This is a genomic window from Jatrophihabitans sp., assembly GCA_036389035.1.
Lineage (GTDB): Bacteria > Actinomycetota > Actinomycetes > Mycobacteriales > Jatrophihabitantaceae > Jatrophihabitans_A.
In genome coordinates this window covers 16,014-39,748 of sequence record DASVQQ010000039.1, presented here as the reverse complement: position 1 = coordinate 39,748, position 23,735 = coordinate 16,014, and the positions used below count along the sequence as shown (strand labels likewise).

Here is a 23,735-nt window from a genome sequence, read left to right as displayed (position 1 = left end):
GGTGAGTCAGTCTCGGTAGGTCGGTCGTCTGGGTCAGCAGGCTCAGATGAGCTTCTTGCTTGCCAGGTACTCCGCGATCGCGGCGCCACCGTTGCCGTCGTCCTTGACGATGACGCCGGCGGCGCGCGGCGGGGCGAGCTCGAAGGACTCCACCGTGGTGGTCGCGGCGGCCAGGCCGACCTCGTTCTCGGCCAACCCCAGCTCGGACAGGGTCAGGGTGGTGACCGGCTTGGACTTGGCGGCCATGATGCCCTTGAAGGACGGGTAGCGCGGGTCGTTGATCTTCTCCACCACGCTGAGGACGGCCGGGGTGCTGGCCTGCACCACGTCATAGCCGACGTCGGTGACCCGCTCGACGGTGACGCTGGAGCCGTCCACGGTGACCTTGCGGGCGCCGGACAGCTGCGGCAACCCGGTGGCCTCGGCGACCAGCGCGGGCAGCACCGACAGCCGGGAGTCGGTGGCCTCGAACCCGCCGATCACCAGGTCGTACTCCAGGGTGCCCAGCGCCTTGGCCAGCACCTTGGCGGTGGTGATGACGCAGGAGCCGTGCAGGGCGGGATCGACCACGTGCACGCCCTTGTCCGCACCCATCGACAGCGCCTTGCGGAGCGACTCGGTGGCCCGCTCCGGGCCCATGGTCAGGATGGTGACCTCGCCACCGTGGGCCTCCTTGAGCCGCAGGCCCTCCTCGATCGCGTACTCGTCGATCTCGTTGATGACGGCGTCGGAGGCCTCGCGGTCCAGGGTGTTGTCGGTGGGGCTGAGCTTGCGCTCGGCGTAGGTGTCGGGCACCTGCTTCATCAGAACAACGATGTTCATCCGGTGATCGTCCTACCTTCTCTTCTCGAGTTCGAGGTCAGCGCTGGTGCTTCTGCCGCGGATGCTTCTGCCGCGACACCGTGCTGCGATGTCCTCGATGTTACCGGTCAGTAGCAGGTGAGGCGTCGCGGCGATGGGCGTGTTTCCGGTCACCTGCGGCTCAGGCGCCGAAGGCGGCGCCCACCATTGTCCTACACGGCTCCCGGGCGCTGACGAGCCGTGCGCCGGAACGGGGGCTGGTGTAGGAAAGAGACATGGTTATGCCAGGACCGGACCCCGACAACTACCCGCCGATCGACCCGGACGAGCCGGTTCCGGACGACCCGGGAGAGCTCTCACCGGACACTCCGGAGACCCTGCCCCCGGCCCCGGCCGAGCCGATGCCGGGGCCGGATGACCCGGGCAATGTGCCGTTCGGCGAGCCCGAGCCTGTCTGAGGCCGGTTTGAGCCGGCTGAGGTCGACTGAGGCCGGCTGAGTGGACGGTCCTGGCAGCCGCCGTCGCGGCCGGCTGTCGGGTAGCGCGGCTGTCGGCAGCGCGGCTGTCGGGCGGTGGAACTGTCGGGCGGGCACGATGCGTCGCCTCCGATCTGATCGCCGGCTGGTGACTGATGACTGAGCAATGCGCAGGTATGGGGTGGCGGCGCTTCCTCGCTACGGTCATCCGGCGTAGTTCTGACTTCTAGGAACGGCCATCACGATGCAAAGGACCGCGGCGATCGAGGCGACAAGCTCCATCCCGACAGGCAGCCTGCCGCTGACCGGTGAGCGGACCGTGCCCGGGATCGCGAGTGAGAACTATTGGTTCCGCCGCCACCAGGCCGCTTACCTGCACCTGCGCGAGGAGGTCCAGGGGCCGCGGCTGCTCGAGGTCGGGGCCGGCGAGGGCTACGGCTCGGCGTTGCTGGCCGAACGGGCGCCCGCGGTGCTGGCCCTGGACTACGACGGGCTCGCCGTGGCCCACCTGGTGCAGCGCTACCCCGGTCTGGCCGCGATCCGTGCCAACCTGGCCGCGCTACCGGTGGCCGATGCCTCCTTCGACACCGTGGTGTCGCTGCAGGTGATCGAGCACGTCTGGGACCACCCGCAGTTCGTGGCCGAGTGCGCCCGGGTGCTGCGGCCGGGTGGTCTGCTGATGCTCAGCACGCCCAACCGGCTGACCTTCTCCCCCGGCGCCGGCCCCACCGACAAGCCGCTGAACCCCTTTCACACCCACGAGTTCACCGCCGCCGAGCTGTGCCGGCTGGTAGCCGGCAGCGGCCGGTCGGTGCTCGCCGTCCGCGGGCTGTTCGCCGGCCCGCGGCTGGCCGCTCTGGACAGCCGTCACAGCGCGAACGGGGGTTTCGTCGCGGCGCAGCTGGCCGAGCCACCCGAGCAGTGGCCGGCCGGGCTGGCCGCCGACGTCGCCTCGATCGGCTGGCAGGACTTCCAGGTCGGCCCGGACTTCCAGGTCGGCCCGGGCGGTCAGGACGACCTGACGGCGCTGGACGAGTGCCTGGACCTGATATTGCTGGCCAGGCGGGCATGAAACAGCTCGGCAGGTTCAGCCTGGTGCTGCATACCCATCTGCCGTGGGTGGCGCACAACGGCACCTGGCCGGTCGGTGAGGAGTGGCTGCACCAGGCGTTCACCGGCTCCTGGCGGCGAGTGCTGCGGGTGCTGGAAACCCTGGCCGAACATGGCTATCGCGAGGTGGCCACGCTCGGGGTGACGCCGGTGGTGGCCGCCATGCTCGATGATCCGTACTGCCTGTCCGAGATCCATTCGTGGGCCGGGCGCTGGCAGCTGCGCGCCGAGGAGCTGAGCGCGCGGCCGGGCTCGCCGGACCTCGCCGCGCTCGCAGACCATGAGCGCCGTGAGGCGGTGGCCTGCCTGGAGGACCTACAGCGCCGGTGGCTGACCGGCGGGCTCTCGACGGTGCTGCGGCCACTGGTCGACTCCGGCGTCGTCGAGCTGCTGTCGGGGCCTGCCACCCATCCGTTCCAGCCTTTGCTGACCGAGCGATTCGCAGCGGCGCAGCTGAGCACCGGGCTGGCCGACGCCCAGCTTCGGTTCGGCAGCCGGCCGGCCGGCATCTGGGCGCCGGAGTGCGGTTACGCCCCCGGCATGGAGGATTTCTACGCCGCGCACGGGGTGTCGCACTTTCTGGTGGACGGCCCGGCGATGCACGGCGACACCGGCTTCGCGCGCCCGGTGGGCGATTCGGGCGTGCTGGCCTTCGCCCGTGACCTCGACATCTCCTACCGGATCTGGTCATCGCGGACCGGCTACCCCGGCGGCGGCAGCTACCGGGACTTCCACACCTTCGACCACGCCTCGGGTTTCCGGCCGGCCAGGGTCACCGGCGGGTCGGTGCCGACCGAGGCCAAGCAGCCCTGGGATCGGCGGCTGGCCTCGGCGGCGGTGTTGCGCGACGCCCAGGACTTCGTCGCGGCGGTGGTGCGCCGGCTCACCGAACTGCGTGACCGGCACGGCCGCGAGGCGCTGGTGGTGGCCGCCTTCGACACCGAGCTGTTCGGGCACTGGTGGTATGAGGGACCCGAATTCCTGGACGCGGTGCTGCGGTTGCTACCGCAGGCCGGGGTCCGCTTGAGCACGTTGCGCGGGGCATGCTCAGCCGGCCTGGTCGCCGACCGGATCGACCTGCCGAGCTCGTCGTGGGGCGCCGGCAAGGACTGGCGGGTCTGGGACAACGATGTGGTGGCCGAGCTCAACGACGAGATTGCCCATATGCAGAAACGGTTGTTCTCGCTGCTGGACAACCGGCCGGAGGGAAGCGGGCGCGACCCGGCGGCTGATCAGCTGGTGCGCGAGGCGTTCCTGCTCAGTTCCAGCGACTGGGCCTTCATGGTCAGCCGGAACTCGGCCGCCGACTACGCCCGCGAGCGCGCCCGCCGGCACGCCGAGAAGTTCACCGCGCTGGCGGACGCGATCGAATCGGGCGTCGGCGCCGAGCGGCTGGCTGCCGAACTGCGCGCCGTGGACGGCCCGTTCGGCCGGCTGGACGCCCGCACCTGCTAGAGCGGTCAGCAATCGGCTAGGGGCGGGGCCTGCCAACTGGGCTGGCAGAGCGAGTCAGCCGGTTAGCAGAGCGAGTCAGCCGACCGGCTGGCGGACCCGAAACGTATGTCCGCTCTGCCCCGGCGTCAACGCCTCAGCGGACGAAGCTGAACAGCCGCTGATTCGGTGGTACCGCCGCGGGTTCTCCGTCGAAGCGGTTCGCCCCGACCGAGCCCTGCACGCCCGGTGGCGCGGTGAAGGACAGCTCGGCAAAACCGGCGGCGGTCAGCCATTCCCGGATGGACGGAGTCAGGTCCGGCGCGCGGCGGGACCGGGTCCAGATCAGCGTCGCGCCGGGCCGGCACAGGGCTGGCAGGGACTCGATCGACCGGCGCACATCGGCGTCGGTGAGGTTGCCGAACACCCCGCAGAACAGCACCAGGTCAGCCGGCGCGGCGTCGAGGTAGGAGTTGGACAGGCCCGCGTCGCGGTCCAGCAACCGCACCCCGGTCAGGCCGGTGTCGCGGCAGAACCGCTCGGCCCGGTCTAGGTTCCGGCGATCGGTCTCCAGCAGGGTGACCTCGACCCGACCTGGCAGCCGCTCGTCCTGCTCGGCCAGCACGCCGAGGATGTCGCGGCCATCGCCCGCGCAGGCGCTGAGCACCGTCACCGGTTGGCTCTGGCTGGCAGCGTGGTCGGTCTGGCTGGCAGCGTGGTCGGCAAGCGCGCGACGGATCTCGGACCGGACCACGACCAGCCGGGCCGACAGCGCCGAACCCGGGTCGGCGTAGTCGTCGTGCCAGGCGTTCCAGTCGGTTCGCGGCCCGGCCTGGCCGTGCTCGAGCGTCATCCGCTGGCCACCCGCCGGAACGCTTCGGCCAGCCGGCCCGCCGCGTACCCGGCAGCGCGGGCCTGGGCGCCGAGCATCCCCCGCATCATCTGATCGAGCAGCTCGGCCGGACGCGCCGGATCGTGCTGTGAGGCGTGTGCCCTGATCGCGGCCAGCTTCGCCGGATAGTCGTCGGTGACGTCGATGAACAGGTTCGGATCGGGGTCGCCCACCAGCCAGACCTCGGACACCGTCCACGGCCGCAGGCCGCGCTCGGCCAGTTCGGGGTGGGCGTGTCCGTTGCGGGCGTCGGGATAGACCGCGCACAGGGTGGCCTCGCCGGCAGCGAGGTGGTCGGGGTGGGACATGATCAGCCGGTCCAGGTCGCGGCGCGGCGAGTGACTGATCACCACGTGGGGACGGAGCCGGCGGATCTGTCCGGCCAGCTCGCGGCGCAACTCGAGGCCCGGCGTCAGGGCGCCGTCCGGATAGCTCAGAAAGGTGAGGTCGCTGACCCCGACCAGGTGCGCGGCCAGCCGCTGCTCCCGCTGGCGCAGCGCCGCCACCTTCTCGCGCGGGGCGCCGGCCGCCTCGCCCGCCTGGCCGTCGGTGATCACGCAATAGCTGACTGCGACGCCGCGACCGGCCAGGCCCGCGACCGTGCCGGCCGCCCCGTAGTCGATGTCGTCCGGGTGCGCTGCCACGCACAGCACCCGGCTGATCTCGGCAGGACTCAGCATGCGCCGATCCTAGGATCCGGTGATCACGCTTTCGTGCCGCGGCGTGCCCGGTAGTCGGCGGGCCCGGTACTGAGCGTGCCCGGTACTTGGCGTGCCCGGTACTTGGCGTGCCCGGTTCCTCGCGGCGTTACCCTCGATCCGCTCGCCCTGCCACCGCAACCATCCCGAGGAGCCGCACGACATGCGCCGGCCAGCCACCTCCACGGTCACCGGGCTTCGCCGCGCGGTCAGCGAGGCCGTGGAGGCCGCGCTCAGCCGCGACGCCGACCGGTTCGCCCTGGCGGCCGGTCGGCTGGACATCCAGGACCAGCAACGGCTGGCCCTGGTGCAGGCCTGGGTGCTGCGCTGCCTGCTGGAGCAGCTGCATCCGGACGGCCTGTCCAGCGCTGACGCCCAGGACGTCCTGCGACGCTGCTTGCTGTCAGCCGCGGCCTGGTACCCGCAGGCTGATCCGAGCGTCCTGGTGCTGGTGCTGACCGGCGCGCTCGGCCTGGCCGATCCGGACGAGGCATCTGCCGCTGTCGGATCGGCGGCGTTGAGCCACGGTGCGGCATTGCTGACCGCTGACCTGCTGGGCGCGGCCGGCAGCCCGCTGACCGGCTACCTGGACGCGGCCTTCGCCGAGCTGGAACGCGCCGAGACGATCGAGCTGCCCTGACCAGGCCGGTCGCCCTCGCGGACCGGGCTCGGCGCTAGCTCGACGGGCAGGTCAGCGCGCGGCGTACCTCACTCGGTGTCGCGACGCCCGGCCGGCTGGCCGCGACGCCCGGCCGGCTGATCGCGACGCCCGGCCGGCTGATCGCTTCGCCGCCCCAGCGCATAGCCGCCCGAGCACGCCGCGATCACACCCAGCAGCCCGACTGCGATCGACAGCAGCACCAGCAGGGCGCTGAGGTCCGGCTCGGCGTCGTCGGCGTCATCGACGAAGACCTCGGCGATTCCGGTGCAGCTCAGCCGGAACTGGCCGGTGCTGGGAGCCACCATGGTGGCGAAGATATGCAGGTTGCGGTCGTCGTCCGTCGTCGAGGCCAGCGCCAGCGGGGTCGGCGTTCCGGACCCGGAGGTGATGAAGCACGCCAGGTTGGGCAGCACGCCGGCCTGCTTCAGCTCGGCCACCGGCCGCGCCGATGACAGCTGGTAGGTCTGGCCGGCGGTGAGGCGATAGGACTGCGGCGGGGTGGCTGCCGGGTCATAGGCGTGTTGCTGGCCGGCCGCGACCACCCGGGAGCCGCCGAACAGCACCAGCGCCAGCAGCAGCAGGGCCACCCCGGCGGCCAGCGTCGAGCCGCCTCGCACACCCCGCTGCGGGCTGCCGGACTCGGCGGCGGGCATCGGCTGCGCGCCCTGCGGCGGCGTCGGCTGCGTCATCGGAGTAAGGCACCATCTCTCGTGTGCGGGTGTTGATGGTGTCATGGGAGTTCCCTCCGCTGGTGGTCGGCGGGCTCGGCCGGCATGTCGGGCAGCTGGCCGGGCAGCTGGCCGCCCTCGGCCATGACGTCCGGGTGCTGACCCGAGGCACCCGGCCCGAAACCGAGCGGCAGAGCCATGACGGGGTCAGCGTCTGGCGGGCCGCGGCGGACGAGCTGGCGATCAACTTCGGCAGCGAGAGCGTGCTGGCCTGGACCCAGGCCTTCGAGCACTCGCTGACCCGGGCCGGCCTGCTGCTGGTGGCGGACTGGCGGCCCGACGTCATCCATGCCCACGACTGGCTGGTCGCCCAGACCGCGCACACCCTGCGCCAGGTCACCGGCAGCCCCGTGGTGGTGACCGTGCACGCCACCGAGCACGGCCGGCAGCAGGGCTGGCTGACCGAGCCGGTGCCCCGCGCCATCCACTCGGTGGAACGCTGGCTGTGCCGGGAGGCCGCGGCGGTGATCGCCTGCTCGCGGTTCATGGCCGGCCAGGTCAGCGAGCTGTTCCAGCTCGAACCGAGCGAGATCCGGGTGATCGGCAACGGAGCTGACTTCGATCCGATGGCTGAATCTCGATCTCAAGTTGAGACTGCCGACTCGAAGGGGTACCAGGGCGAGCCGCTGCTGGTGTTCGCCGGCCGGCTGGTGCACGAGAAGGGCCTGCAGGAGCTCATCAAAGCCCTGCCGCTGCTGCGCCGGGAGCTGCCCGGGCTGCGGCTGGTGGTGGCCGGCGCCGGCCAGCAACTGGCCGACCAGCAGGACCGGGCGGCCCGGTACGGGGTCAGTGACCTGATCTGCTGGGCCGGCTTTCTCGACGCCGCCGAACTGGCCGGGCTGCTGGCCGCCGCTGACCTGGTGGTGGTGCCCTCGCTGTACGAGCCGTTCGGGATGGTGGCGCTGGAGGCGCAGCTGGCCGGCACCCCGGTGGCGGTCTCGGACACCGGCGGCCTGGCCGAGCTGGTGGAGCCTGGCCGCACCGGCCTGCGGTTCGCCCCGCAGGACCCGGTCGCGATCGCCGCCGCCGTCCGCGAAGTGATGGCTGACCCGGCCGCGGCCCGCCGGTGGGCGGCGACGGCGCAGCAGCGGGCCCGGGACGAGTTCGGCTGGGCCGCGGTGGCCAGCCGGACGGCCGAGGTCTACGCGGCCGTCCAGCCCTAGCCGGCCGTCTTTCCCTGGCCCCATTGTGCGGCCCGAAACCGCGCTGAACGTCTCCGCTAGCGCAGTTTCGGGCCGCACAATGCCGCACAATGCTGAAACGCGGAGCGTCAGTCCAGGCCCAGCTTGGCGGCCATGTCGGCGATCGCGGCCCGGGTGTCGGCGCCGGCCGCGTGGTCATCGCGCCGGTTGCGGACCACCCTGGCCGGAACCCCGACGGCGACCGAGTACGGCGGCAGGTCACGGGTCACCACGGCGTTGGCCGCCACCACGCAGCCCTCGCCGATCACCGTGCCGCGCACCACCGACACCTTGTTCGCCAGCCACACGTCCGCGCCGATCCGCACCGGCGACTTGGCGATTCCCTGGTCCTTGATCGGGCGCTCGATGTCGGCGAAGACGTGGTCGAAATCGGTCACGTAGACCATGTCGGCGATGATGCTGGCGGCCCCGATGCTGATGTCGAGGTAGGCGTTGACCACGTTGTTGCGGCCGAACACCACCTTGTCCCCGATCCTCAGGGTGCCCTCGTGGCAGCGCAGCGAGGTGCCGTCACCCAGGTGCACCCAGCGGCCCAGCACCAGCCGTCCGAACCCGGGCCGGGCGTACAGCTCGACGTTCTTGCCGAGAAAGACGAAGCCGGCCGTGACCACGTGCGGATTGGCCAGCTTGAACCGCCAGAACCGCCAGTACCGCAGCAGGTACCAGGGGGTGTAGGCCCGGTGCCGCAGCACCCAGCGCAGGCTGGCCGGGCTGAGCCAGCGCGGCTGGCCGGCAGCGCGGGCACGGAACCGCCATCGGCCGAACACGGCTCAGTCCACAAGCCCGAGCAGGTCGAGCACCTCGGACGGCTTGGCGCACAGCCGGGACGCGCCGGCCGCCGTCAGCTCGGCGGCCGAGCCGTAGCCCCAGAGCGCGCCGGCGCAGTCCAGCCCGTGCGCCGCCGCCCCGAGCACGTCGTGGCTGCGGTCCCCGACCATCAGCACGGTGACCGGGTCGGGGTCGCCCAGCCGGCGCAGCGCCTCGCCCACCACCAGCGCCTTGGAGTCCCGGCCACCGTCGAGGGTGTCACCGCACACGGTCTCGAAGTAGTCGGCCAGCCCCAGGTGCGCCACGATCCGGCTGGCGTGCGGCTCGGGCTTGCTGGTGGCGACCGCGAGCCGGTGACCGTGCTCGGCCAGCATCTGCAGGGTCTCCAGCACGCCGTCGTAGCGGGTGGTGTCGAACATGGCGCCGCGCTCGACGTAGTGCCGGCGGTAGGAGGCCACCACCTGATCAACCAGGTGCTCGCCGACCAGCGGCGGCAGCGAGTGCCAGAACGGTGGTCCGAGCAGCGACCGGGCGGTGTCGTCGTCGACCCAGTCCAGGCCTGCCTCGGCGAAGCTGGTCCGCAGCGCGCCGAGGATTCCGGGCGCCGAATCGCTCAGGGTCCCGTCGAGATCGAACAGGACGGTGTTGATCATGCCGGTTTGGTTCCGGTGATCTCTACGTTGTAGAAGAGCCGGGCCGGCACGAATCGGGCCAGCACCGCCGAGTCCAGCCGGTGCAGCCGCTGCCAGTTCGAGAAGGCGAACATCGCCCAGCCGATGCCGAGCTTCTCGCGCGGGACGGCCGCCTCGAACGTCCGCACCGGCCAGCCGAACCAGGCGGCGGTCAGCTCGTCGGTGCGGGTGCGCACGCCGGTGGCGCCGGCCCGCTCGGCAACCCGGCGCAGCTCGGCCGGGTCGAAGGTGTGCAGGTCGACGACGGCCTCGAGCGCGGCGGCCCGGGATGAGGCGTCCAGCTCGGTCTTGGGCCGCGCCCAGGACTTCAGCCGGTCCAGCCGGGTGAGGCGGGTGGTGGCCCACCAGGTCAACCGGGACAGCCGGCGGGCGACGAAGTCGCCGTACCGGGTCGGCTCGCCCGCGAAGACGAACCGGCCGCCCGGCTTGAGCACCCGCAGCACCTCGCGCAGCGCCTGCTCGACGTCGGGGATGTGGTGCAGGACGGCATGCCCGACCACCAGGTCGAAGCTGTCGTCCGGGTAGGGAATGGACTCGGCGTCGGCGACCCGGCCCTCGATCTCGAAGCCGAGATTGGCGGCGTTGCGGCGGGCCACCTCGACCATGCCGGGGCTCAGATCAGTCACCGCGCCGGAGTCGATCACGCCGGCCAGCTTGAGGTTGAGAAGAAAGAACCCGGTGCCGCAACCCAGTTCCAGCGCCCGGCCGTAGGGCCAGCCGGCGGCGCCGGCGACGTGGGCGAACCGGTCGCGGGCGTAGTCGATGCAGCGCTGGTCGAAGCTGATCGACCATTTCTCGTCGTAGGTGCCGGCTTCCCAGTCGTGGTAGAGCACGTTGGCGAGCTTGGGATCACGCCAGGCGGCCTCGACCTGCTCAGCGCTGGCGGCGCCGATCACGTCGGCAGCGCCGATCACGCTGACGTCGCGGGGAAGGCTGACGTCGCTGACAGCGGGGTTGGGTTCGGCGGACATGGTCAGTTACCGACGAACTCGGCCTTGCCGGGCCCGGATTCGATGAAGGAGCTCATCCCGCGCTGCTTGTCCTCGGTGGCGAACACGCCGGCGAACAGCTGCGATTCCAGCCTCAACCCGCTGGCCAGGTCGGTCTGCAGGCCGACGTCGATGGCGGTCTTGGCCGCGCGCAACGCCAGCGCCGGGCCGCGGGCGAACTTCGCGGCCATCGCCTGGGCGGTCGGGTACACCTCGTCGGCGCCGACCACGACGTCCACCAGGCCGAGCTGGTGGGCCTCGGCGGCGTCGACGAAGCGTCCGGTGAAGATCAGGTCCTTGGCCTTGGCGGGGCCGATCAGGCGGGCCAGCCGTTGGGTGCCGCCCATGCCGGGGATGACGCCCAGCAGGACCTCAGGCTGGCCCCACTTGGCGGTGTCGGCGCTGATCCGGAAGTCGGCGGTCAGCGCCAGCTCGCAGCCGCCGCCCAGGGCGTAACCGGTCACCGCCGCGATCACCGGCATCGGCAGCTGGGCGATGGCGTCCAGCGAGGACGACACCGCGCCGCCCCGCCGCTGCATGTCCTGGGCGGACATGGTGTGCATCTCCTTGACGTCGGCGCCGGCCACGAACACCTTCGGCCCGCCCCACAGGATCACCGCCCGGATGTCGTCGCGCCGGTCGCACTCGGCGGCCGCCTGGCGCAGCTCTTCCTGCACCTGGATGTTGAGGGCGTTCACCGGGGCCCGGTCGATCCGGATGGTGGCCACGCCGTCGGCGACCTCGAGCGTCACGAACTCAGTCATGGCGCGAGCCTACCCAGGGCAGCCGACCTTATCGTGCGCGATCCACCTCAACGAGCACGGGCGAAGAAACGGCCGTCCTCGTGCTCGACGACGAGGTCCAGCCCGAAGGCCTTGGACAGGTGGGGCGAGGTCAGCACGTCGGCGATCAGGCCCTGGGCGACGACCCTTCCCTCGCCGAGCAGCAGGGCGTGGCTGATGCCCAGCGGGATCTCCTCGACGTGGTGGGTCACCAGGATCATGGCCGGCGCCTCCGGGTCGGCGGCGAGCCTGGCCAGCCTGCGCAGCAGGTCCTCCCGGCCACCGAGGTCCATCCCGGCAGCGGGCTCGTCGAGCAGCAGCAGCTCCGGGTCGGTCATCATCGCCCGGGCGATCTGCACCCGCTTGCGCTCGCCCTCGCTCAACGTGCCGTAGGTGCGCTCGGCCAGCTCGGCGACCCCGAACCGGTTCAGCAGCGTCCGGGCCCGCCGGACGTCCAGGCGGCCGTAGGCCTCGCGCCAGCGCCCGATCACGGCGTAGCCGGCCGAGACCACCACGTCGATCACCAGCTCGCCCGGCGGGATCCGCTGGGCCAGGGCAGCCGAGGACAGCCCGATCCGGGGGCGCAGCTCGAAGACGTCGACCGTGCCCAGCCGCTCACCGAACACCACGACTGTGCCGGTGGTGGGGTGCATGGTGGTGGCCGCCAGCTGCAGCAGGGTGGTCTTGCCCGCGCCGTTGGGGCCGAGCACCGCCCAGCGCTCGTCCTCCTCCACCGTCCAGTCCACGGAGTCGAGCAGCAGCTTGGAGCCCCGCCGGACCGTCACCTGATTCAGCTGCAGGATGGCGTCGGGGTCTGGTTGGAAGTCGGGGCTTACCACTCCCCCATCCAACCGCATGTTCACAACCGGTGAGAAAACGGCACGCCTGTGGCGGCGTAAGGTCGCCTTCGTATGGAACCCGCACCCGACCTCAGCCACAGCCTGGCGCACCGGCTGGACGCTGCCCCGGACAACCTGATCGCCTGGCCGGGGCAGCCGTTTCCGCTGGGCGCCAGCTGGGACGGCGAGGGAACCAACTTCAGCATCTGGTCACCGAGCGCCACCCGGGCCGAGGTGTGCCTGTTCGCCGGCGCCAGCGCCGAGACCCGGGTGCGGCTGGTGGAGAAGAGCTTTCACATCTGGCACGGCTACCTGCCGGGGATCAACCCCGGACAGCGCTACGGCTTCCGGCTCGACGGCCCGCACCGCCCGGCGGTCGGCCAGCTGCACAACCCGGCCAAGCTGCTGATCGACCCGTACGCCCGCGCCATCGAGGGCGACTTTCTCGACAACGCCGCGTGCTACGCCGACAACGACCTGGACTCCGCGCCGTTCGTCCCGCGGTCGGTGGTGGCCGTCGACGGCTTTCCGTGGGGCAGCGACCCCCGGCCGAACACCGCCTGGGAAGACACCATCATCTACGAGCTGCACGTCCGGGGGTTCACCGCTCGCCATCCCGACATCCCCGCCGACCTGCGCGGCACCTACGCCGGGCTCGGGCACCCGGCGGCCATCTCCTACCTCAAGCAGCTGGGCATCACCGCTGTCGAGCTGCTGCCGATCCACCACTTCGTCAACGAGCCGGCGCTGCAGCGGCGCGGCGCCAAGAACTACTGGGGTTACAACTCGATCGGCTTCTTCGCCCCGCACGCCGCCTACGCCACCCACACCGGCCGGCTCGGCGGCAACCAGGTGCGCGAGTTCAAGGCGATGGTGCGCGCGATGCACGCCGCCGGCATCGAGGTGATCCTGGACGTGGTCTACAACCACACCGGCGAGGGCACCCCGGACGGGCCGATGCTGTCGTTCCGGGGCATCGACAACACCGGCTACTACCGGGTGGATCCCGCCAATCCCGCCAAGTACCTGGACTACACCGGCTGCGGCAACACCCTGGACGTCCGGACGCCGGCGGTGCTGCAGCTGGTGATGGACTCGCTGCGCTACTGGGTCACCGAGATGCACGTGGACGGCTTCCGGTTCGACCTGGCCTCGGCGCTGGCCCGGTCGCTGCACGACGTCGACAAGCTGTCCGCGTTCTTCGACACCATCCACCAGGACCCGATCATCAGCCGGGTCAAGCTGATCGCCGAACCCTGGGACATCGGTGACGGCGGCTACCAGGTCGGGGAGTTCCCCCCGCTGTGGACCGAGTGGAACGGCAAGTACCGCGACACGGTGCGCGACTTCTGGGCGCACGGGGCCGGCGGCGTCCGGGATCTGGCATTCCGGCTGACCGGGTCCTCAGACCTCTACGCCGACGACGGGCGGCTGCCGTTCGCCTCGATCAACTTCATCACCGCCCACGACGGCTTCACCATGCGCGACCTGGCCAGCTACGACCACAAGCACAACGAGGCCAACGGCGAGGGCAACGCCGACGGCACCGACGACAACCGCTCGATCAACTTCGGGGTCGAGGGCGAGACGCCCGACCCGACGGTGAACGCGCTGCGACTCAAGCAGGTCCGCAGCCTGCTCACCACGCTGCTGCTCTCCACGGGAGCGCCGATGCTGGTGGCCGGCGACGAGCGTTACCGCACCCAGAAGGGCAACAACAACGCCTACGTGCAGGACAACGAGATCTCCTGGCTGGACTGGGAGGACACTCCGGCCAGTGCCGACCTGCTGGAGCTGACCCGGCGGCTGATCGCGCTGCGCAGGGCCTCTCCGGTGTTGCGCCAGCGTGCCTTCTTCGAGGGCCGGGCGGTCGATGCGGACGGCTGCAAGGACCTGGCCTGGTTCCACCCGCACGGGCACGAACTGGGTGAGCGGGACTGGTTCGACCGGGGCCTGCGCACCATCGGCATGTACCTGGACGGTCGCGGCCTGCGGCACCGCGGGCGGCGCGGCGAGATCATCCGGGACCAGTCCTACCTGCTGCTGCTGCACTCCGGCGAGCAGCCGGTCCGGTTCGCGCTGCCCGGCCTGCCCTGGGCCGATCGCTACCAGGTGGTGATCGACACGGCCGAGGCCGGCGGCTGCTCCTTCGCCGACCCGGTCGACGGCGGCGCCGAGATCACCGTCATGGGCCGCTCGGTGCTGCTGCTGCGCGCCGACCGGGACTGAGCGCCTGCTAGGCGGAATGCGTCAAACCGGGCAACCCCACTGTCGCGCCGATACGAGGGAGGGCCAGAATCATAGGTACGCCGCCGTGACAGGCGGCATCGGTGAAACGCTATCGAAGGGACCAGCTCATGCCCACCCGGCTCAACCCCTACCTGAACTTCCGTGACACGGCCAGCCAGGCGATCGACTTCTACCACTCGGTGTTCGGCGGCGAGCTGAGCAAGAACACCTACGGCGAGATGAACGGCAGCGACGACCCGGCCGAGCATGACAAGATCATGCACGCGCAGCTGATCACCGACAACGGCATCACGCTGATGGCCGCCGACACGCCGAAAGAGATGGACTTCAGCCCGGGCACCAACACCTTCGCCATCTCGCTGAGCGGCGAGGACGAGGACGAGCTGCGCGGCTACTGGGACAAGCTGTCCGACGGCGCGACCATCACCGTGCCCCTGGAAAAGGCCCCGTGGGGTGACCTGTTCGGCAGTTGCACCGACAAGTTCGGCGTGAACTGGCTGATGAACATCAACCAGCAGCCGCCGCCGTCCTAGGCGGCAAAGTCGGTTGCCACCGGCCCGGCGCCCGACCATCATCGTCGCCATGATCACTGACGTGGGCTGGGTTGTGGCGGGTTCGGTCGCCTGTCTGGCGCCGGCCGGTCAGCAGCGGAGTCTCGGGCGGGAGTCGACACCGGCTCAGCCGTGACCGCCGAGCTGCTGGCCGGCCTGCTCGCCGGCTACTCGGTCGCCATCCCGGTCGGCCCGGTCGGCGCCTACCTGGTCCAGCTCACCGCCCGGACGTCCTTGCGGGTCGGCGCGGCCGCGGCGCTCGGCGTCGCGACCGTCGACGGCGTCTACGCGGCGGCCGCCATGCTGGGCGGCGCCGCGCTGGCCGATGCCCTCAGCTCTGCGCTCGGTGGGCTGCGCTGGGTGTCGGTCGCGGTGCTGATCGCGGTGGCGGCGCGCACGCTCTGGTCAGGGCTTCGCAGGCCTGCCGGGCAGCTGACCGGCAACGGCTCGACGCGGGAGTTCGGTCCGGCGCGCGCCTACGCGACGCTGGCCGGCCTGACGGCGATCAACCCGGGAACGGTGATCTACTTCGTCGCGCTGGTGGTGGGGCTTCGATCCAGCGGCACGCCCAGCGCGCTCGGCCAGGCGCTGTTCGTGACAGCCGTCCTCCTCGCTTCGGCCAGCTGGCAGCTGGTCCTGGCCTGCGGTGGCGCGCTGCTCGGCCGGGCGCTCACCAGTGACCGCGGCCGGCGGTTGGCAGCGCTGGTCTCCGGCGCCCTGATCGGCGTGCTGGCGTTGAAGCTCGCCCTCGGCTGACGGCCCTGCCGCTTGACGCTGTCACCTGTCGGCCCGGCAGGTGGCGATGGCCACCGGCTGCGCCTGCGGCCTACCTGATCGTGATGCTGCTGATCGGGCGACTATCCCGCCGGGACGATCGTGGCCGGCCCTACCGGTGAGACCCGGGTCGATCACGTCAGGACGCGCAGCCAGAGCCCGGTGGTGTGCGGCAGCTGGCTGACGCTGAGCTGTTCGAGCTTGACTTCGGTCCCGCCCGGCTGGTCGAACAGCCGCACCCCGTCGCCGAGCAGCGCCGGGACGACGAAGACCAGGACCTCATCGAGCAGACCGGCCTGCAGGCATTGCCGGGCGACGCTGGCGCCGAGGATGTTGACGTACTCCTTCTCACCGGCGGCGGCCTTGGCCGCGGCGACAGCGGTGGACAGGTCATCGACGAAGGTGACGCCGGGCGTCGTGGCTTCCGCAGCGCGGTGGCTGAGCACGAACTGCGGGCCGGCCCACCGGCCGCCCAACGGACCCTCGCTGTCGGTGCCCCGATTCGGGTCATCGCCGCCATAGGTTCGATTGCCGATCAGCAGGGCGCCGATCTGAGTGATCAGCTTGTCCGCGATCGGGTTCGGTCCCAGGTGCGCGGTCAGCCACGACATGTCGCCGCCCGGGCCGGCGATGAAACCGTCCAGGGACATCGACGCCGAATACAGCAGCTTCGCCATGACTTGCCTCCGCCAGAGTTCCCTCGTTCGCCGGTACCGTGCTGCAGGTGAGTGTCGACCCATCCAACACCCCACCGCCGACCCCGCCCGGTCAGCCCTCAGTGGTGATCTACACCGACGGAGCCTGCAAGGGCAACCCGGGGCCGGGTGGTTGGGGAGTGTGGCTCACCAGCGGCGGCCACCAGAAGGAGCTCTTCGGCGGCGAGCCGCAGACCACCAATCAGCGGATGGAGCTGATGGCCGCCATCCAGGCGCTGACCGCCCTGACCAGGCCGTGCGCCGTGGTGCTCTACACCGACAGCCGGTACGTGCTCCAGGGCATCACCAGCTGGATCCATGGCTGGAAGCGCAACGGCTGGCAGAACTCCTCGAAGCAGCCGGTCAAGAACGCCGACCTGTGGCGCTCGCTGGACGAGGTGTCCGCGCGGCACGCCATCGACTGGCGCTGGGTCAAGGGGCACTCGGGAGACCTCGGCAACGAGCGCGCGGACGCGCTCGCCAATGACGGCGCCGCGCTGGTGATGGCGCCGTTCGCCTCGCAGACCTAACGGGATTCGCGCGGGACTCCGAGCTTCGGCATGCCGCCCAGGCCAAGGTTGTAGCGGACGTTCTCGGAGTACTCCGCCAGCTTCTTCCACAGCGCCGCATGCGCCGGCCACGGGATCGGGTTGTCGCCGTCCAGCCAGCTGTCACCGAAGGTGATCCAGACGACGGTCCAGTCGGCCGCCACGTTCCACCGGCCCCTGCTCCAGTCGATCAGGGCGCGGCGGATCTGCATCGCCGCCCGCGGGGCGTCGGGGAAGGTCGAGGTGGTGTGCACGGTCCACACCCGGAAGTCGTGCGACATCAGATCGAGCTCGAAGTCGCTCAGCACTTCCGGGTTGACCAGCACCGTGGCCATGTTCTCGAAGCCTCGCCCTCGCACACCGAAGATTATCCATCAGAGCCGCCCGATCACCGAGTTCCGGCCACGGAGTTCCGGCCAGAGAGTTCCGGCCAGGGAGTTGCGATCAGCGTCCGGCGTCATCGCCCGACCTGCCACAGCGGCAGACCAGCCGGCGCCTCAGGCGATGACCAGTCCCTGGCGACGGCCGCCGAGCGAGTCGAGGTGAGCGGTGATCCGTCCGAGCGCCGCGCGGTAGACCGCGAGAGGTCCCGCGGGAGTCTGCCGGTCGGCGATCGCCGACCGCAGCTCGATCAGCCGGAGTCGCGGCGAGATCTGCATCCAGGTCGGGATCGCCTCCGCCCTGGTGGTCACGAACCGGTGCGGAGCCACCTCGGTGAAGGTGAACCGGGCCATCACACCTTCGCGGCTTCCTTCGCTGGGCACCGCGTGCCGCGACACCTGGTTGCCCATGCAGTAGGCGACCCACTTGCCGTGCAGCTTCTGAAACGGTTGCACCACATGGGAGTGGGCCCCCAGGATCAGGTCGATGTCGGGCGAGGCCAGCAGCCGATCAGCCTGATCAGCCTGCTCCGCGGTCGGGTCGTGGTCGTACTCCGCGCCCCAATGCATGCTGAGCACCACGATGTCAGCACCGGCCTGCTTGGCGCGGTGCGCAGCGGCCAGGATCGCCGGAATCCTGATCGGGTTAGCCAGCCAAGGCCGGCCGGCCGGCACCGCGATGCCGTTGAAGTCGAAGGTGAAGGCGAGCTGAGCTACCCGCACCCCGGTGGCCGTCCTCATGATCAGCGGTCGGGCCGCCTCGGCTGCCGAGCGGGCGCTGCCGGTGTGCCGCAGGCCGGCCGCGTCCAGCAGGTCCAGGGTCCGCTTGACCCCGGCGTAACCCTGGTCGAGCGTGTGGTTCGAGGCGGTGCTGCAGCTGTCGTAACCGGCCGCCTTGAGCGCGGTCAGCACCTGCGGCGGCGCGTTGAAGTTCGGCCAGCCCGAGAACGGTCCCTGGGGCGCGGCGAGCGGGGTCTCCAGCTCGCAGATCGCCAGGTCAGCGGCCAGGGTGACCGGCGCTATTCCGGCGTAGATCGGACCGAAGTCATAGCCGGACCTGCCCGCGGCCCGGGCGTCGGCCGCCGCCTGCTGCCACAGCGGTGGATGGATCAGCACGTCGCCGGAGCCCAGCACGGTCACCGTGCGAGCCGGGGCCGGAGAGGGGGTGGAGGGCTGGATGCCACCGGGCGCCGCGGTGTTGCCGGCGCCGGCGGTACCGGCTGTATTGAAACCGCTGGATGCCTTTGAACCGCTGGCTGCCTTGAAGCCGCTGGATTCCTGAGTGGCGGTGGCTGCGCCCCGGGTGGCAGTGACGGGGGCCCGGGTAGGGGTGGCTGCGGAGGCCTGCCGGGTCGGGGTGCTCGCACCCGGGACTTCCCGGTCTCTGTCATCGGAGTGCCCGCAGCCGCTGAGCGCCACCGCGAGCACGGCGACCAGCATCAACCGGCAGGGGCCCGCGGCGAGGACCGACATGGCTGAACGGTACTCGCGCCGAGCCGGATTCAGGTCGAGACGGATTGCTCGGCACCGCGGGTCCGAGGATGATCGGCGTCGGCGGAACTGATCTTCGCTACGGGGAGTGGATGTGGACGTCAAAGAGATCAATCGTCAGGTGATCGAGCAATTCCGTGCCGGCGGTGAGATCGAGGGAATGCACCGTGAGCGGCTGCTGCTGCTGACCACGGTCGGGGCCAGGACCGGTCAGCGCCGCACCACGCCGATGATGTTTCACCCGGACGGTGACCGGTTGCTGGTCATCGCCTCCAACATGGGCGCCGCCAAGCACCCGGCCTGGTATCTCAACCTGATGGCCGATCCCCGAGTCACCGTCGAGGTCGGCGACCAGACCTACGAGGCGGTGGCCAGCACGGCCGAGGGCGCTGAGCGGAAGCGGCTGTGGAGCCTGCTCACGCAGAACTACCCGTTCTTCACCGACCACCAGCAGCAGACCGATCGCCCTATTCCGGTGGTGATCCTGACGCGCGCCTGAGCCGGCTCGCCTTCAGGATGGCACGGTGTCCCAGGTGGTCAGGCAGAACGGGTGCCCCACCGGATCGGCGAAGACCAGGCAGTGATCGGCATTGGGTTGGTCGGCCTACTTGGTCGCGCCGGCGGCCAGCACCCGCGCTTCGGCGGCGGCCAGGTCATCGACCACGAAGTCCAGGTGCAGCTGCATCGAGGACGCCGGGTCGGGCCAGGTCGGCGGGGTGTAGCCGGCGGCGGTTTGGAAGTCGATCCGACCGCCCGGGCCGTTGACGGTCGCCCACTCGGCGTTGACGAAGACCACCTCGCCGCCGGTGATGCCGGCGTAGAAGGCGGCGAGTTCACCGGCGTTCGGGCAGTCCAGCGCGACTGAGCTGAGCTTGATCGAGTCAGACATGACGTCCTTTCTCAATGGGGATCGGCCCTCAACGGGTGATCGGGGCACGCGCCGCGGCGGCGTTGAGGTAGCGCTGCTCGGGGATGCTGGTAGCCAGCCGCGCGGCGGTGGCATAGCTTGCCTGCGCCTGTTCGCCGTGGCCGGCCAGCTCGAGCAGGTGGGCGCGGACGGCGTACAAGCGGTGAAAGCGCCGCAGCCGCGGGTCGTTCAGCAGCGGCTCCAGCATCCGCAGGCCGGCGGCGGGACCGTCGAGCATGGCAACGGCCACGGCGTGGTTGAGGGTGAGGATCGGGCTCGGCGCGAGGCGCTCCAGCATCCGGTACAGGGCCTCGATCTGGGCCCAGTCGGTGTCCTCGGCGCGGGCTGCCTCGGCGTGCACGGCGCTGATCGCGGCTTGCAGCTGGTACGGGCCGACCGGTCCGGCCGGCAGCGCGGCCTCGATCAGCCCGACGCCCTCGCGGATGCGAGCCTGGTCCCACAGCGCGCGGTCCTGCTCGGCCAGCGGCACGAGTGCTCCGTCGGCGCTGATCCGGGCGGCCCGCCTGGCGTCGGTGAGCAGCATCAGCGCCAGCAGCCCGCTGACCTCACCGGCGTCGGGCAGGTGCCGGTGCAGCTGCCGGGTCAGCCGGATCGCCTCGTCGGTGAGGCTGACGTCGTACAGGCTCGCGCCGGCGGTGCTGGTATGGCCCTCGGTGAAGATCAGGTACAGCACCTGCGCCACGGCGGCGACCCGGTCCGGCAGCTCGTGCGCGGGCGGGGCGCTGAACCGAGCGCCGGCCTGCCTGAGCTTGGCCTTGGCCCGGCTGATCCGCTGAGCCATGGTGGGCTCGGGCACCAGAAAGGCCCGGGCGATCTGCGCGGTGCTCAGTCCCCCAATGGCGCGCAGCGTCAGGGCCACCTGCGCGGGACGGGGCAGCGCGGGATGGCAGCACAGCAGCAACAGGGCCACCGAGTCATCCACCGCGTTCGCGCTGTCGACGGTGTCGGCCGCGATGGTGCTGTCGGCCGCCGGGGCGAGGAACTCCGCCGGCGGCGTCCGGCTGGTGACCAGTTGCTCCCGCTCGGCCCGGGCGTGGTCCGAGCGCCACTGGTCGACCAGCCGTCGGGAGGCGACGGTGATCAACCAGGCGGTCGGGTCAGCCGGCAGTCCCTCGGCCGGCCACTGTTGGGCGGCGGCCAGCAGCGCCTCCTGCAGGGCGTCCTCGGCGGTGTCGAAGTCGCCGTAGCGGCGGGTCAGCGCGGCCAGGACGGTCGGCGCGCAGTCGCGCCACAGCTGCTCCAGCTGCCGCGCGCCGACCGGCGCCGTCACGTCCCCTGTCACTGATTGCCTTTTTCTGATGCCTTTTCTGATGCCTTTTTCTGATTGCCTGTTCCTGATTGCCTGTTCCCGATTGGCTGTTCCTGATGGCTCTACTGGTCCTCGCCGCCGGACCACATCGCCGGCCTGAGTTCGACGGTGCTGCCGGGACCGGCGAACTGCGCGGCGATCTCTTCGGCGCGCTCGCGGGATTGGCAGTCGATGAGGAAGAAGCCGGCCAGCTGCTCCTTGGCCTCCGCGTAGGGGCCGTCGGTGGCGAAGGAGCCCTCCGGGCTCCAGGCGTAGATCGTGGACGAGGCGGGATCGCCCAGCGCCTCAGCGGTCACGAACTCCCCCGACGCCGAGAGCTCGGTCAGCAGCGCCTCGAACTGGCGGTCCATCTCCTCGTGCCGCTCTTTCGGAATCGCCCGTCCCTCGGCGGTGTAGGCCGAGGTGGGGTGCCCCCACGGGTCGGGGTTGCTGTGGATCAGGATCACGTACTTCACGAGCAGTCTCCTTGCCGTTTCCGTAGCCCGTGCCCGGGCCTGACCTACCTAGGTCGGAGCCGATCGGTCGTCCTCGACACTATGACTCACGGCGATCCTGATGAGACTTACGACTGTCCCCATGAGCTGAGCGGCGCGTCGACGGCCTCGGCGCGCGAGGCGCCCCTCGGGCAGGATGGGGTGATGAGCTCCGCAGCGCCACCGGCCGCCGGCATCGTCGAGTACGGGCAGTCCTCGCTGTCTGACGTGCTGCCGTCGGCGCTGGCCGCGCTGGGGGTGGCCGGCGAGCCGAACCCGCTGGGGATCGAGCCGGCCGAGTGCGTCGTGGTGCTGCTGGTGGACGGCCTCGGCTGGCAGTTGCTGCGCGAGCACGCCGGGCATGCCCCGTTCCTGTCGAGCCTGGCGGGCCGCCCGTTGACGGCCGGCTTTCCGACCACCACCGCGGTCAGCATCACCTCGCTCGGCACCGGCGTCACGCCCGGCCAGCACGGCATCACCGGCTACACCACCCGTGCCGACGGGTTGACCGAGCCCGCCAACTGGCTGACCTGGCGCGGCGCCTTCTCCGGCGCCGACCTGACCGATGGCCACCCGCCCGAGCAGGTCCAGCCGGTCCTGACCTCGTTCGAGCGGGCCGAGCGGGCCGGCGTCAACGCCTCCGTGGTGTTCGCGCCCCTGTTCCGCGACAGCGGGCTGACCCGCGCGGCGCTGCGTGGCGGGCAGTACCACCGCGCCTTCACTGCCGCCGACACCGCGACCGAGGTCGCGACGGCGGCCAGGACCAGGGGCGGCCTGATCTACTGCTACATCGCGGACCTGGACCTTATCGGGCATGTCCACGGCTGCCGTTCGCAGGCCTGGCTCGCCCAGCTGGAGCTGATCGACCACGGCGCCCGGCTGCTTGCCGACCGGCTGCCGGCCGGCACCCGGCTGCTGGTCACCGCCGACCACGGCATGCTCGACGTGCCCGAGTCAGCCAAGGTCGACTACGACGCCGAGCCGCTGCTCAAGCAAGGGGTCGACCTGATCGCGGGCGAGGCGCGGGTGCGCTACCTCTACGCGGCGGCCCAGGAGATCGAGCCGGTCCGTGCCCGCTGGGCCGACGTGCTCGGTGATCGGGTGGCCCTGCTGAGCCGGGACGAGGCGATCGGGTGCGGCTGGTTCGGCGCGGCCGTCAGCGAGCAGGCCAGGCACCGGATCGGTGACCTGGTCGCGGTCGCGGTGTCCGAGGTCGCGATTGTCCGCCGCAAGGCCGAGTCTCGCTCGGCGACGCTGATCGGGCATCATGGCGCGCTGTCGGAGGCCGAGCTGCTGGTCCCGCTGCTGTCCACCTGAGCCATCAACGCACCTGAGCATCAACGCAGCGGCTGGCCGTCCTCGGTGAGGTAGTCTCGCCAGCTGCGAGTCGGTCGCCAGCCCAGCATCCGCTCGGCCTTGGCCGCCGACGTCCCGCTGGCATCGGGCCGGGCGAACGGGCGGTACTCCACCCCGTCGCCGTATTGCATCCGCAAAGCGGCAACCGTGTCAGACACCCCTGCGGCATCAGGGGAACAGATGTAGAACACCTCGTGCCCCGCCAGCTCCGACTCGACGCACAGCCGCAACGCCACCGCCAGGTCATCGGCGTCGATGTAGGACCAGCCGTTCACCGTCGGCTCCGGCGTGCCCGCGACAGCAGCGGCGATCATCGGCCCCAGGTTGCGGGCGTAGGACGTCGAGTCCTGCACCCAGGTCGGCCGCACCGAGACGCAGCGCAGGTCCGAGCGCTGCGTCGCCGCGGTGCACAGCTGCTCGGCGAAGTGCTTGCCCAGCGCGTACGGGTCCTGCGGGCGCACCGGGTGCTGCTCGTCGATCGGAAAGTAGGCCGGCTCGAACGGCCGCTCGGCGAACATCATGCCGGGCACCGTCTCTGATGACAGGTTCACCAGCCGCGCCACCCCGAACCGGACGCAGGCCTCGATCACGTTGAACGCCGCCAGCAGGTTGTTGGCGAACACCGCGTGCGCAATGTCCTGCGACGGCTCGGGAATCGCCGCGCAGTGCAGCACCGCGTCCATTCCCCGGACCAGTCCGAACGCCGCCCCGGCATCGGTCAGGTCGGCCCGGACGTAGCGCGGCACGCCCGGCAAGCCCCGCTCGTAGGTCGGCACGGCCAGGTCGGTGCACAGCACGTCATGCCCGGCGTCGACCAGCTCGGCCACGGCAGCCCGGCCGACCTTGCCCCGAGCCCCGGTCACCAGCACCCGCATCGCTACCCCCGTGCTCGCATCAGCAGATTCCTGCCG

At 71.0% G+C, this 23,735-nt stretch carries 27 protein-coding genes; 11 read left to right on the top strand and 16 right to left on the bottom strand.

The genetic code is table 11. From position 1 onward, the window contains the following. Positions 1-42: 42 nt before the first annotated feature. Positions 43-822: an electron transfer flavoprotein subunit beta/FixA family protein gene (locus VF557_18900; GenBank protein ID HEX8082284.1), complete on the bottom strand. Its 780-nt coding sequence runs from the start codon at positions 820-822 to the stop codon at positions 43-45. Between the two features lie 254 nt (positions 823-1,076). Between VF557_18900 and VF557_18895 the strand changes: the two genes are divergently transcribed. The 3 genes from VF557_18895 (at position 1,077) to VF557_18885 (ending at position 3,842) form a co-directional block, all read left to right on the top strand. Next, entirely contained in the window at positions 1,077-1,259 is a 183-nt protein-coding gene (locus VF557_18895) for a hypothetical protein (protein ID HEX8082283.1), read from the top strand. 262 nt (positions 1,260-1,521) lie between these two features. Beyond that, a complete protein-coding gene (locus VF557_18890; protein ID HEX8082282.1) occupies positions 1,522-2,349 on the top strand; it encodes a class I SAM-dependent methyltransferase in 828 nt (275 codons plus the stop codon). Beyond that, positions 2,346-3,842, top strand: a complete 1,497-nt coding sequence (locus VF557_18885) for a glycoside hydrolase family 57 protein (GenBank protein HEX8082281.1) — start codon at positions 2,346-2,348, stop codon at positions 3,840-3,842. Before VF557_18890 ends, VF557_18885 begins: the two co-directional genes overlap by 4 nt. Positions 3,843-3,975: 133 nt before the next feature. Here VF557_18885 and VF557_18880 read toward each other — a convergent pair whose 3' ends face one another. Both VF557_18880 and VF557_18875 read right to left on the bottom strand, forming a co-directional pair. Then, positions 3,976-4,671: a class I SAM-dependent methyltransferase family protein gene (locus VF557_18880; protein ID HEX8082280.1), complete on the bottom strand. Its 696-nt coding sequence runs from the start codon at positions 4,669-4,671 to the stop codon at positions 3,976-3,978. Beyond that, the gene (locus VF557_18875; protein HEX8082279.1) at positions 4,668-5,390 is read right to left on the bottom strand and encodes a PIG-L deacetylase family protein; all 723 of its coding nucleotides are present in this window, start codon (positions 5,388-5,390) and stop codon (positions 4,668-4,670) included. The genes VF557_18880 and VF557_18875 overlap by 4 nt, the downstream gene beginning before the upstream one ends. A gap of 181 nt (positions 5,391-5,571) precedes the next feature. On the opposite strand from VF557_18875, the gene VF557_18870 reads away from it, so the two are divergent. Then, positions 5,572-6,048 (top strand): hypothetical protein, encoded by a 477-nt coding sequence (locus VF557_18870; protein HEX8082278.1) that lies wholly within the window; start codon positions 5,572-5,574, stop codon positions 6,046-6,048. Positions 6,049-6,116: 68 nt separating this feature from the next. Here VF557_18870 and VF557_18865 read toward each other — a convergent pair whose 3' ends face one another. Next, positions 6,117-6,758 (bottom strand): hypothetical protein, encoded by a 642-nt coding sequence (locus VF557_18865; GenBank protein HEX8082277.1) that lies wholly within the window; start codon positions 6,756-6,758, stop codon positions 6,117-6,119. 23 nt (positions 6,759-6,781) lie between these two features. Between VF557_18865 and VF557_18860 the strand changes: the two genes are divergently transcribed. Then, entirely contained in the window at positions 6,782-7,960 is a 1,179-nt protein-coding gene (locus VF557_18860; protein HEX8082276.1) for a glycosyltransferase family 4 protein, read from the top strand. Positions 7,961-8,067: 107 nt separating this feature from the next. Here VF557_18860 and VF557_18855 read toward each other — a convergent pair whose 3' ends face one another. From VF557_18855 to VF557_18835, 5 genes are read right to left on the bottom strand one after another with little or no spacing between them, the layout of a single operon-like run. After that, a complete protein-coding gene (locus tag VF557_18855; protein ID HEX8082275.1) occupies positions 8,068-8,766 on the bottom strand; it encodes an acyltransferase in 699 nt (232 codons plus the stop codon). Between the two features lie 3 nt (positions 8,767-8,769). Then, positions 8,770-9,420 carry an HAD hydrolase-like protein gene (locus VF557_18850; GenBank protein HEX8082274.1) on the bottom strand — a complete coding sequence of 217 codons (651 nt, stop codon included), beginning with the start codon at positions 9,418-9,420 and terminating at the stop codon, positions 8,770-8,772. Then, positions 9,417-10,430, bottom strand: coding sequence for a class I SAM-dependent methyltransferase (locus tag VF557_18845; GenBank protein ID HEX8082273.1), 1,014 nt, complete (start codon positions 10,428-10,430; stop codon positions 9,417-9,419). The genes VF557_18850 and VF557_18845 overlap by 4 nt, the downstream gene beginning before the upstream one ends. A 2-nt stretch (positions 10,431-10,432) precedes the next feature. Beyond that, a complete protein-coding gene (locus VF557_18840; GenBank protein HEX8082272.1) occupies positions 10,433-11,212 on the bottom strand; it encodes an enoyl-CoA hydratase-related protein in 780 nt (259 codons plus the stop codon). 47 nt (positions 11,213-11,259) lie between these two features. Beyond that, on the bottom strand, positions 11,260-12,069 hold the full coding sequence (locus VF557_18835; GenBank protein ID HEX8082271.1) for an ABC transporter ATP-binding protein: 810 nt from the start codon (positions 12,067-12,069) through the stop codon (positions 11,260-11,262). Positions 12,070-12,141: 72 nt separating this feature from the next. On the opposite strand from VF557_18835, the gene glgX reads away from it, so the two are divergent. From glgX to VF557_18820, 3 genes are all read left to right on the top strand, one after another. Continuing rightward, positions 12,142-14,298, top strand: coding sequence for a glycogen debranching protein GlgX (glgX, locus tag VF557_18830; protein HEX8082270.1), 2,157 nt, complete (start codon positions 12,142-12,144; stop codon positions 14,296-14,298). 128 nt (positions 14,299-14,426) lie between these two features. Further along, complete coding sequence (locus VF557_18825) at positions 14,427-14,852, top strand: VOC family protein (protein ID HEX8082269.1); 426 nt, start codon at positions 14,427-14,429, stop codon at positions 14,850-14,852. Between the two features lie 150 nt (positions 14,853-15,002). Next, positions 15,003-15,626, top strand: a complete 624-nt coding sequence (locus VF557_18820; protein HEX8082268.1) for a LysE family transporter — start codon at positions 15,003-15,005, stop codon at positions 15,624-15,626. A gap of 152 nt (positions 15,627-15,778) precedes the next feature. Here the strand turns inward: VF557_18820 and VF557_18815 are convergent, their stop codons facing one another. Beyond that, positions 15,779-16,321 carry a dihydrofolate reductase family protein gene (locus tag VF557_18815; GenBank protein ID HEX8082267.1) on the bottom strand — a complete coding sequence of 181 codons (543 nt, stop codon included), beginning with the start codon at positions 16,319-16,321 and terminating at the stop codon, positions 15,779-15,781. 47 nt (positions 16,322-16,368) lie between these two features. On the opposite strand from VF557_18815, the gene rnhA reads away from it, so the two are divergent. Continuing rightward, positions 16,369-16,869, top strand: coding sequence for a ribonuclease HI (rnhA, locus tag VF557_18810; GenBank protein ID HEX8082266.1), 501 nt, complete (start codon positions 16,369-16,371; stop codon positions 16,867-16,869). Here the strand turns inward: rnhA and VF557_18805 are convergent. Both VF557_18805 and VF557_18800 read right to left on the bottom strand, forming a co-directional pair. Further along, entirely contained in the window at positions 16,866-17,246 is a 381-nt protein-coding gene (locus tag VF557_18805; protein ID HEX8082265.1) for a hypothetical protein, read from the bottom strand. The genes rnhA and VF557_18805 overlap by 4 nt on opposite strands. 138 nt (positions 17,247-17,384) lie before the next feature. Continuing rightward, a complete protein-coding gene (locus VF557_18800) occupies positions 17,385-18,740 on the bottom strand; it encodes a CapA family protein (GenBank protein ID HEX8082264.1) in 1,356 nt (451 codons plus the stop codon). Between the two features lie 112 nt (positions 18,741-18,852). Here VF557_18800 and VF557_18795 point away from each other — a divergent pair, with 112 nt between their 5' ends. Continuing rightward, positions 18,853-19,257 carry a nitroreductase family deazaflavin-dependent oxidoreductase gene (locus VF557_18795; protein ID HEX8082263.1) on the top strand — a complete coding sequence of 135 codons (405 nt, stop codon included), beginning with the start codon at positions 18,853-18,855 and terminating at the stop codon, positions 19,255-19,257. A gap of 105 nt (positions 19,258-19,362) precedes the next feature. On the opposite strand, the gene VF557_18790 is transcribed toward VF557_18795, so the two are convergent. From VF557_18790 to VF557_18780, 3 genes are all read right to left on the bottom strand, one after another. Continuing rightward, a complete protein-coding gene (locus tag VF557_18790; protein ID HEX8082262.1) occupies positions 19,363-19,647 on the bottom strand; it encodes a VOC family protein in 285 nt (94 codons plus the stop codon). Between the two features lie 28 nt (positions 19,648-19,675). Then, on the bottom strand, positions 19,676-20,968 hold the full coding sequence (locus tag VF557_18785; GenBank protein HEX8082261.1) for a sigma-70 family RNA polymerase sigma factor: 1,293 nt from the start codon (positions 20,966-20,968) through the stop codon (positions 19,676-19,678). Positions 20,969-21,057: 89 nt separating this feature from the next. Further along, positions 21,058-21,450: a YciI family protein gene (locus tag VF557_18780; GenBank protein ID HEX8082260.1), complete on the bottom strand. Its 393-nt coding sequence runs from the start codon at positions 21,448-21,450 to the stop codon at positions 21,058-21,060. A gap of 183 nt (positions 21,451-21,633) precedes the next feature. Here VF557_18780 and VF557_18775 point away from each other — a divergent pair, with 183 nt between their 5' ends. After that, positions 21,634-22,785 (top strand): nucleotide pyrophosphatase/phosphodiesterase family protein, encoded by a 1,152-nt coding sequence (locus tag VF557_18775; GenBank protein HEX8082259.1) that lies wholly within the window; start codon positions 21,634-21,636, stop codon positions 22,783-22,785. A gap of 20 nt (positions 22,786-22,805) precedes the next feature. On the opposite strand, the gene VF557_18770 is transcribed toward VF557_18775, so the two are convergent. After that, a complete protein-coding gene (locus VF557_18770) occupies positions 22,806-23,699 on the bottom strand; it encodes an NAD(P)-dependent oxidoreductase (protein ID HEX8082258.1) in 894 nt (297 codons plus the stop codon). Positions 23,700-23,735: the final 36 nt, after the last annotated feature.

Coding starts and splice junctions, on each gene's coding strand:
- VF557_18825 (HEX8082269.1), top strand. CDS start 14,427: ATGCCCACCCGGCTCAACCCCTACCTGAACTTCCGTGACACGGCCAGC.
- VF557_18895 (HEX8082283.1), top strand. CDS start 1,077: ATGGTTATGCCAGGACCGGACCCCGACAACTACCCGCCGATCGACCCG.
- VF557_18770 (HEX8082258.1), bottom strand. CDS start 23,699: ATGCGGGTGCTGGTGACCGGGGCTCGGGGCAAGGTCGGCCGGGCTGCC.
- VF557_18900 (HEX8082284.1), bottom strand. CDS start 822: ATGAACATCGTTGTTCTGATGAAGCAGGTGCCCGACACCTACGCCGAG.
- VF557_18790 (HEX8082262.1), bottom strand. CDS start 19,647: ATGTCTGACTCGATCAAGCTCAGCTCAGTCGCGCTGGACTGCCCGAAC.
- VF557_18850 (HEX8082274.1), bottom strand. CDS start 9,420: ATGATCAACACCGTCCTGTTCGATCTCGACGGGACCCTGAGCGATTCG.
- VF557_18845 (HEX8082273.1), bottom strand. CDS start 10,430: ATGTCCGCCGAACCCAACCCCGCTGTCAGCGACGTCAGCCTTCCCCGC.
- glgX (HEX8082270.1), top strand. CDS start 12,142: ATGGAACCCGCACCCGACCTCAGCCACAGCCTGGCGCACCGGCTGGAC.
- VF557_18865 (HEX8082277.1), bottom strand. CDS start 6,758: ATGACGCAGCCGACGCCGCCGCAGGGCGCGCAGCCGATGCCCGCCGCC.
- VF557_18880 (HEX8082280.1), bottom strand. CDS start 4,671: ATGACGCTCGAGCACGGCCAGGCCGGGCCGCGAACCGACTGGAACGCC.
- VF557_18800 (HEX8082264.1), bottom strand. CDS start 18,740: ATGTCGGTCCTCGCCGCGGGCCCCTGCCGGTTGATGCTGGTCGCCGTG.
- VF557_18775 (HEX8082259.1), top strand. CDS start 21,634: ATGAGCTCCGCAGCGCCACCGGCCGCCGGCATCGTCGAGTACGGGCAG.
- VF557_18815 (HEX8082267.1), bottom strand. CDS start 16,321: ATGGCGAAGCTGCTGTATTCGGCGTCGATGTCCCTGGACGGTTTCATC.
- VF557_18885 (HEX8082281.1), top strand. CDS start 2,346: ATGAAACAGCTCGGCAGGTTCAGCCTGGTGCTGCATACCCATCTGCCG.
- VF557_18840 (HEX8082272.1), bottom strand. CDS start 11,212: ATGACTGAGTTCGTGACGCTCGAGGTCGCCGACGGCGTGGCCACCATC.
- VF557_18890 (HEX8082282.1), top strand. CDS start 1,522: ATGCAAAGGACCGCGGCGATCGAGGCGACAAGCTCCATCCCGACAGGC.
- VF557_18870 (HEX8082278.1), top strand. CDS start 5,572: ATGCGCCGGCCAGCCACCTCCACGGTCACCGGGCTTCGCCGCGCGGTC.
- VF557_18875 (HEX8082279.1), bottom strand. CDS start 5,390: ATGCTGAGTCCTGCCGAGATCAGCCGGGTGCTGTGCGTGGCAGCGCAC.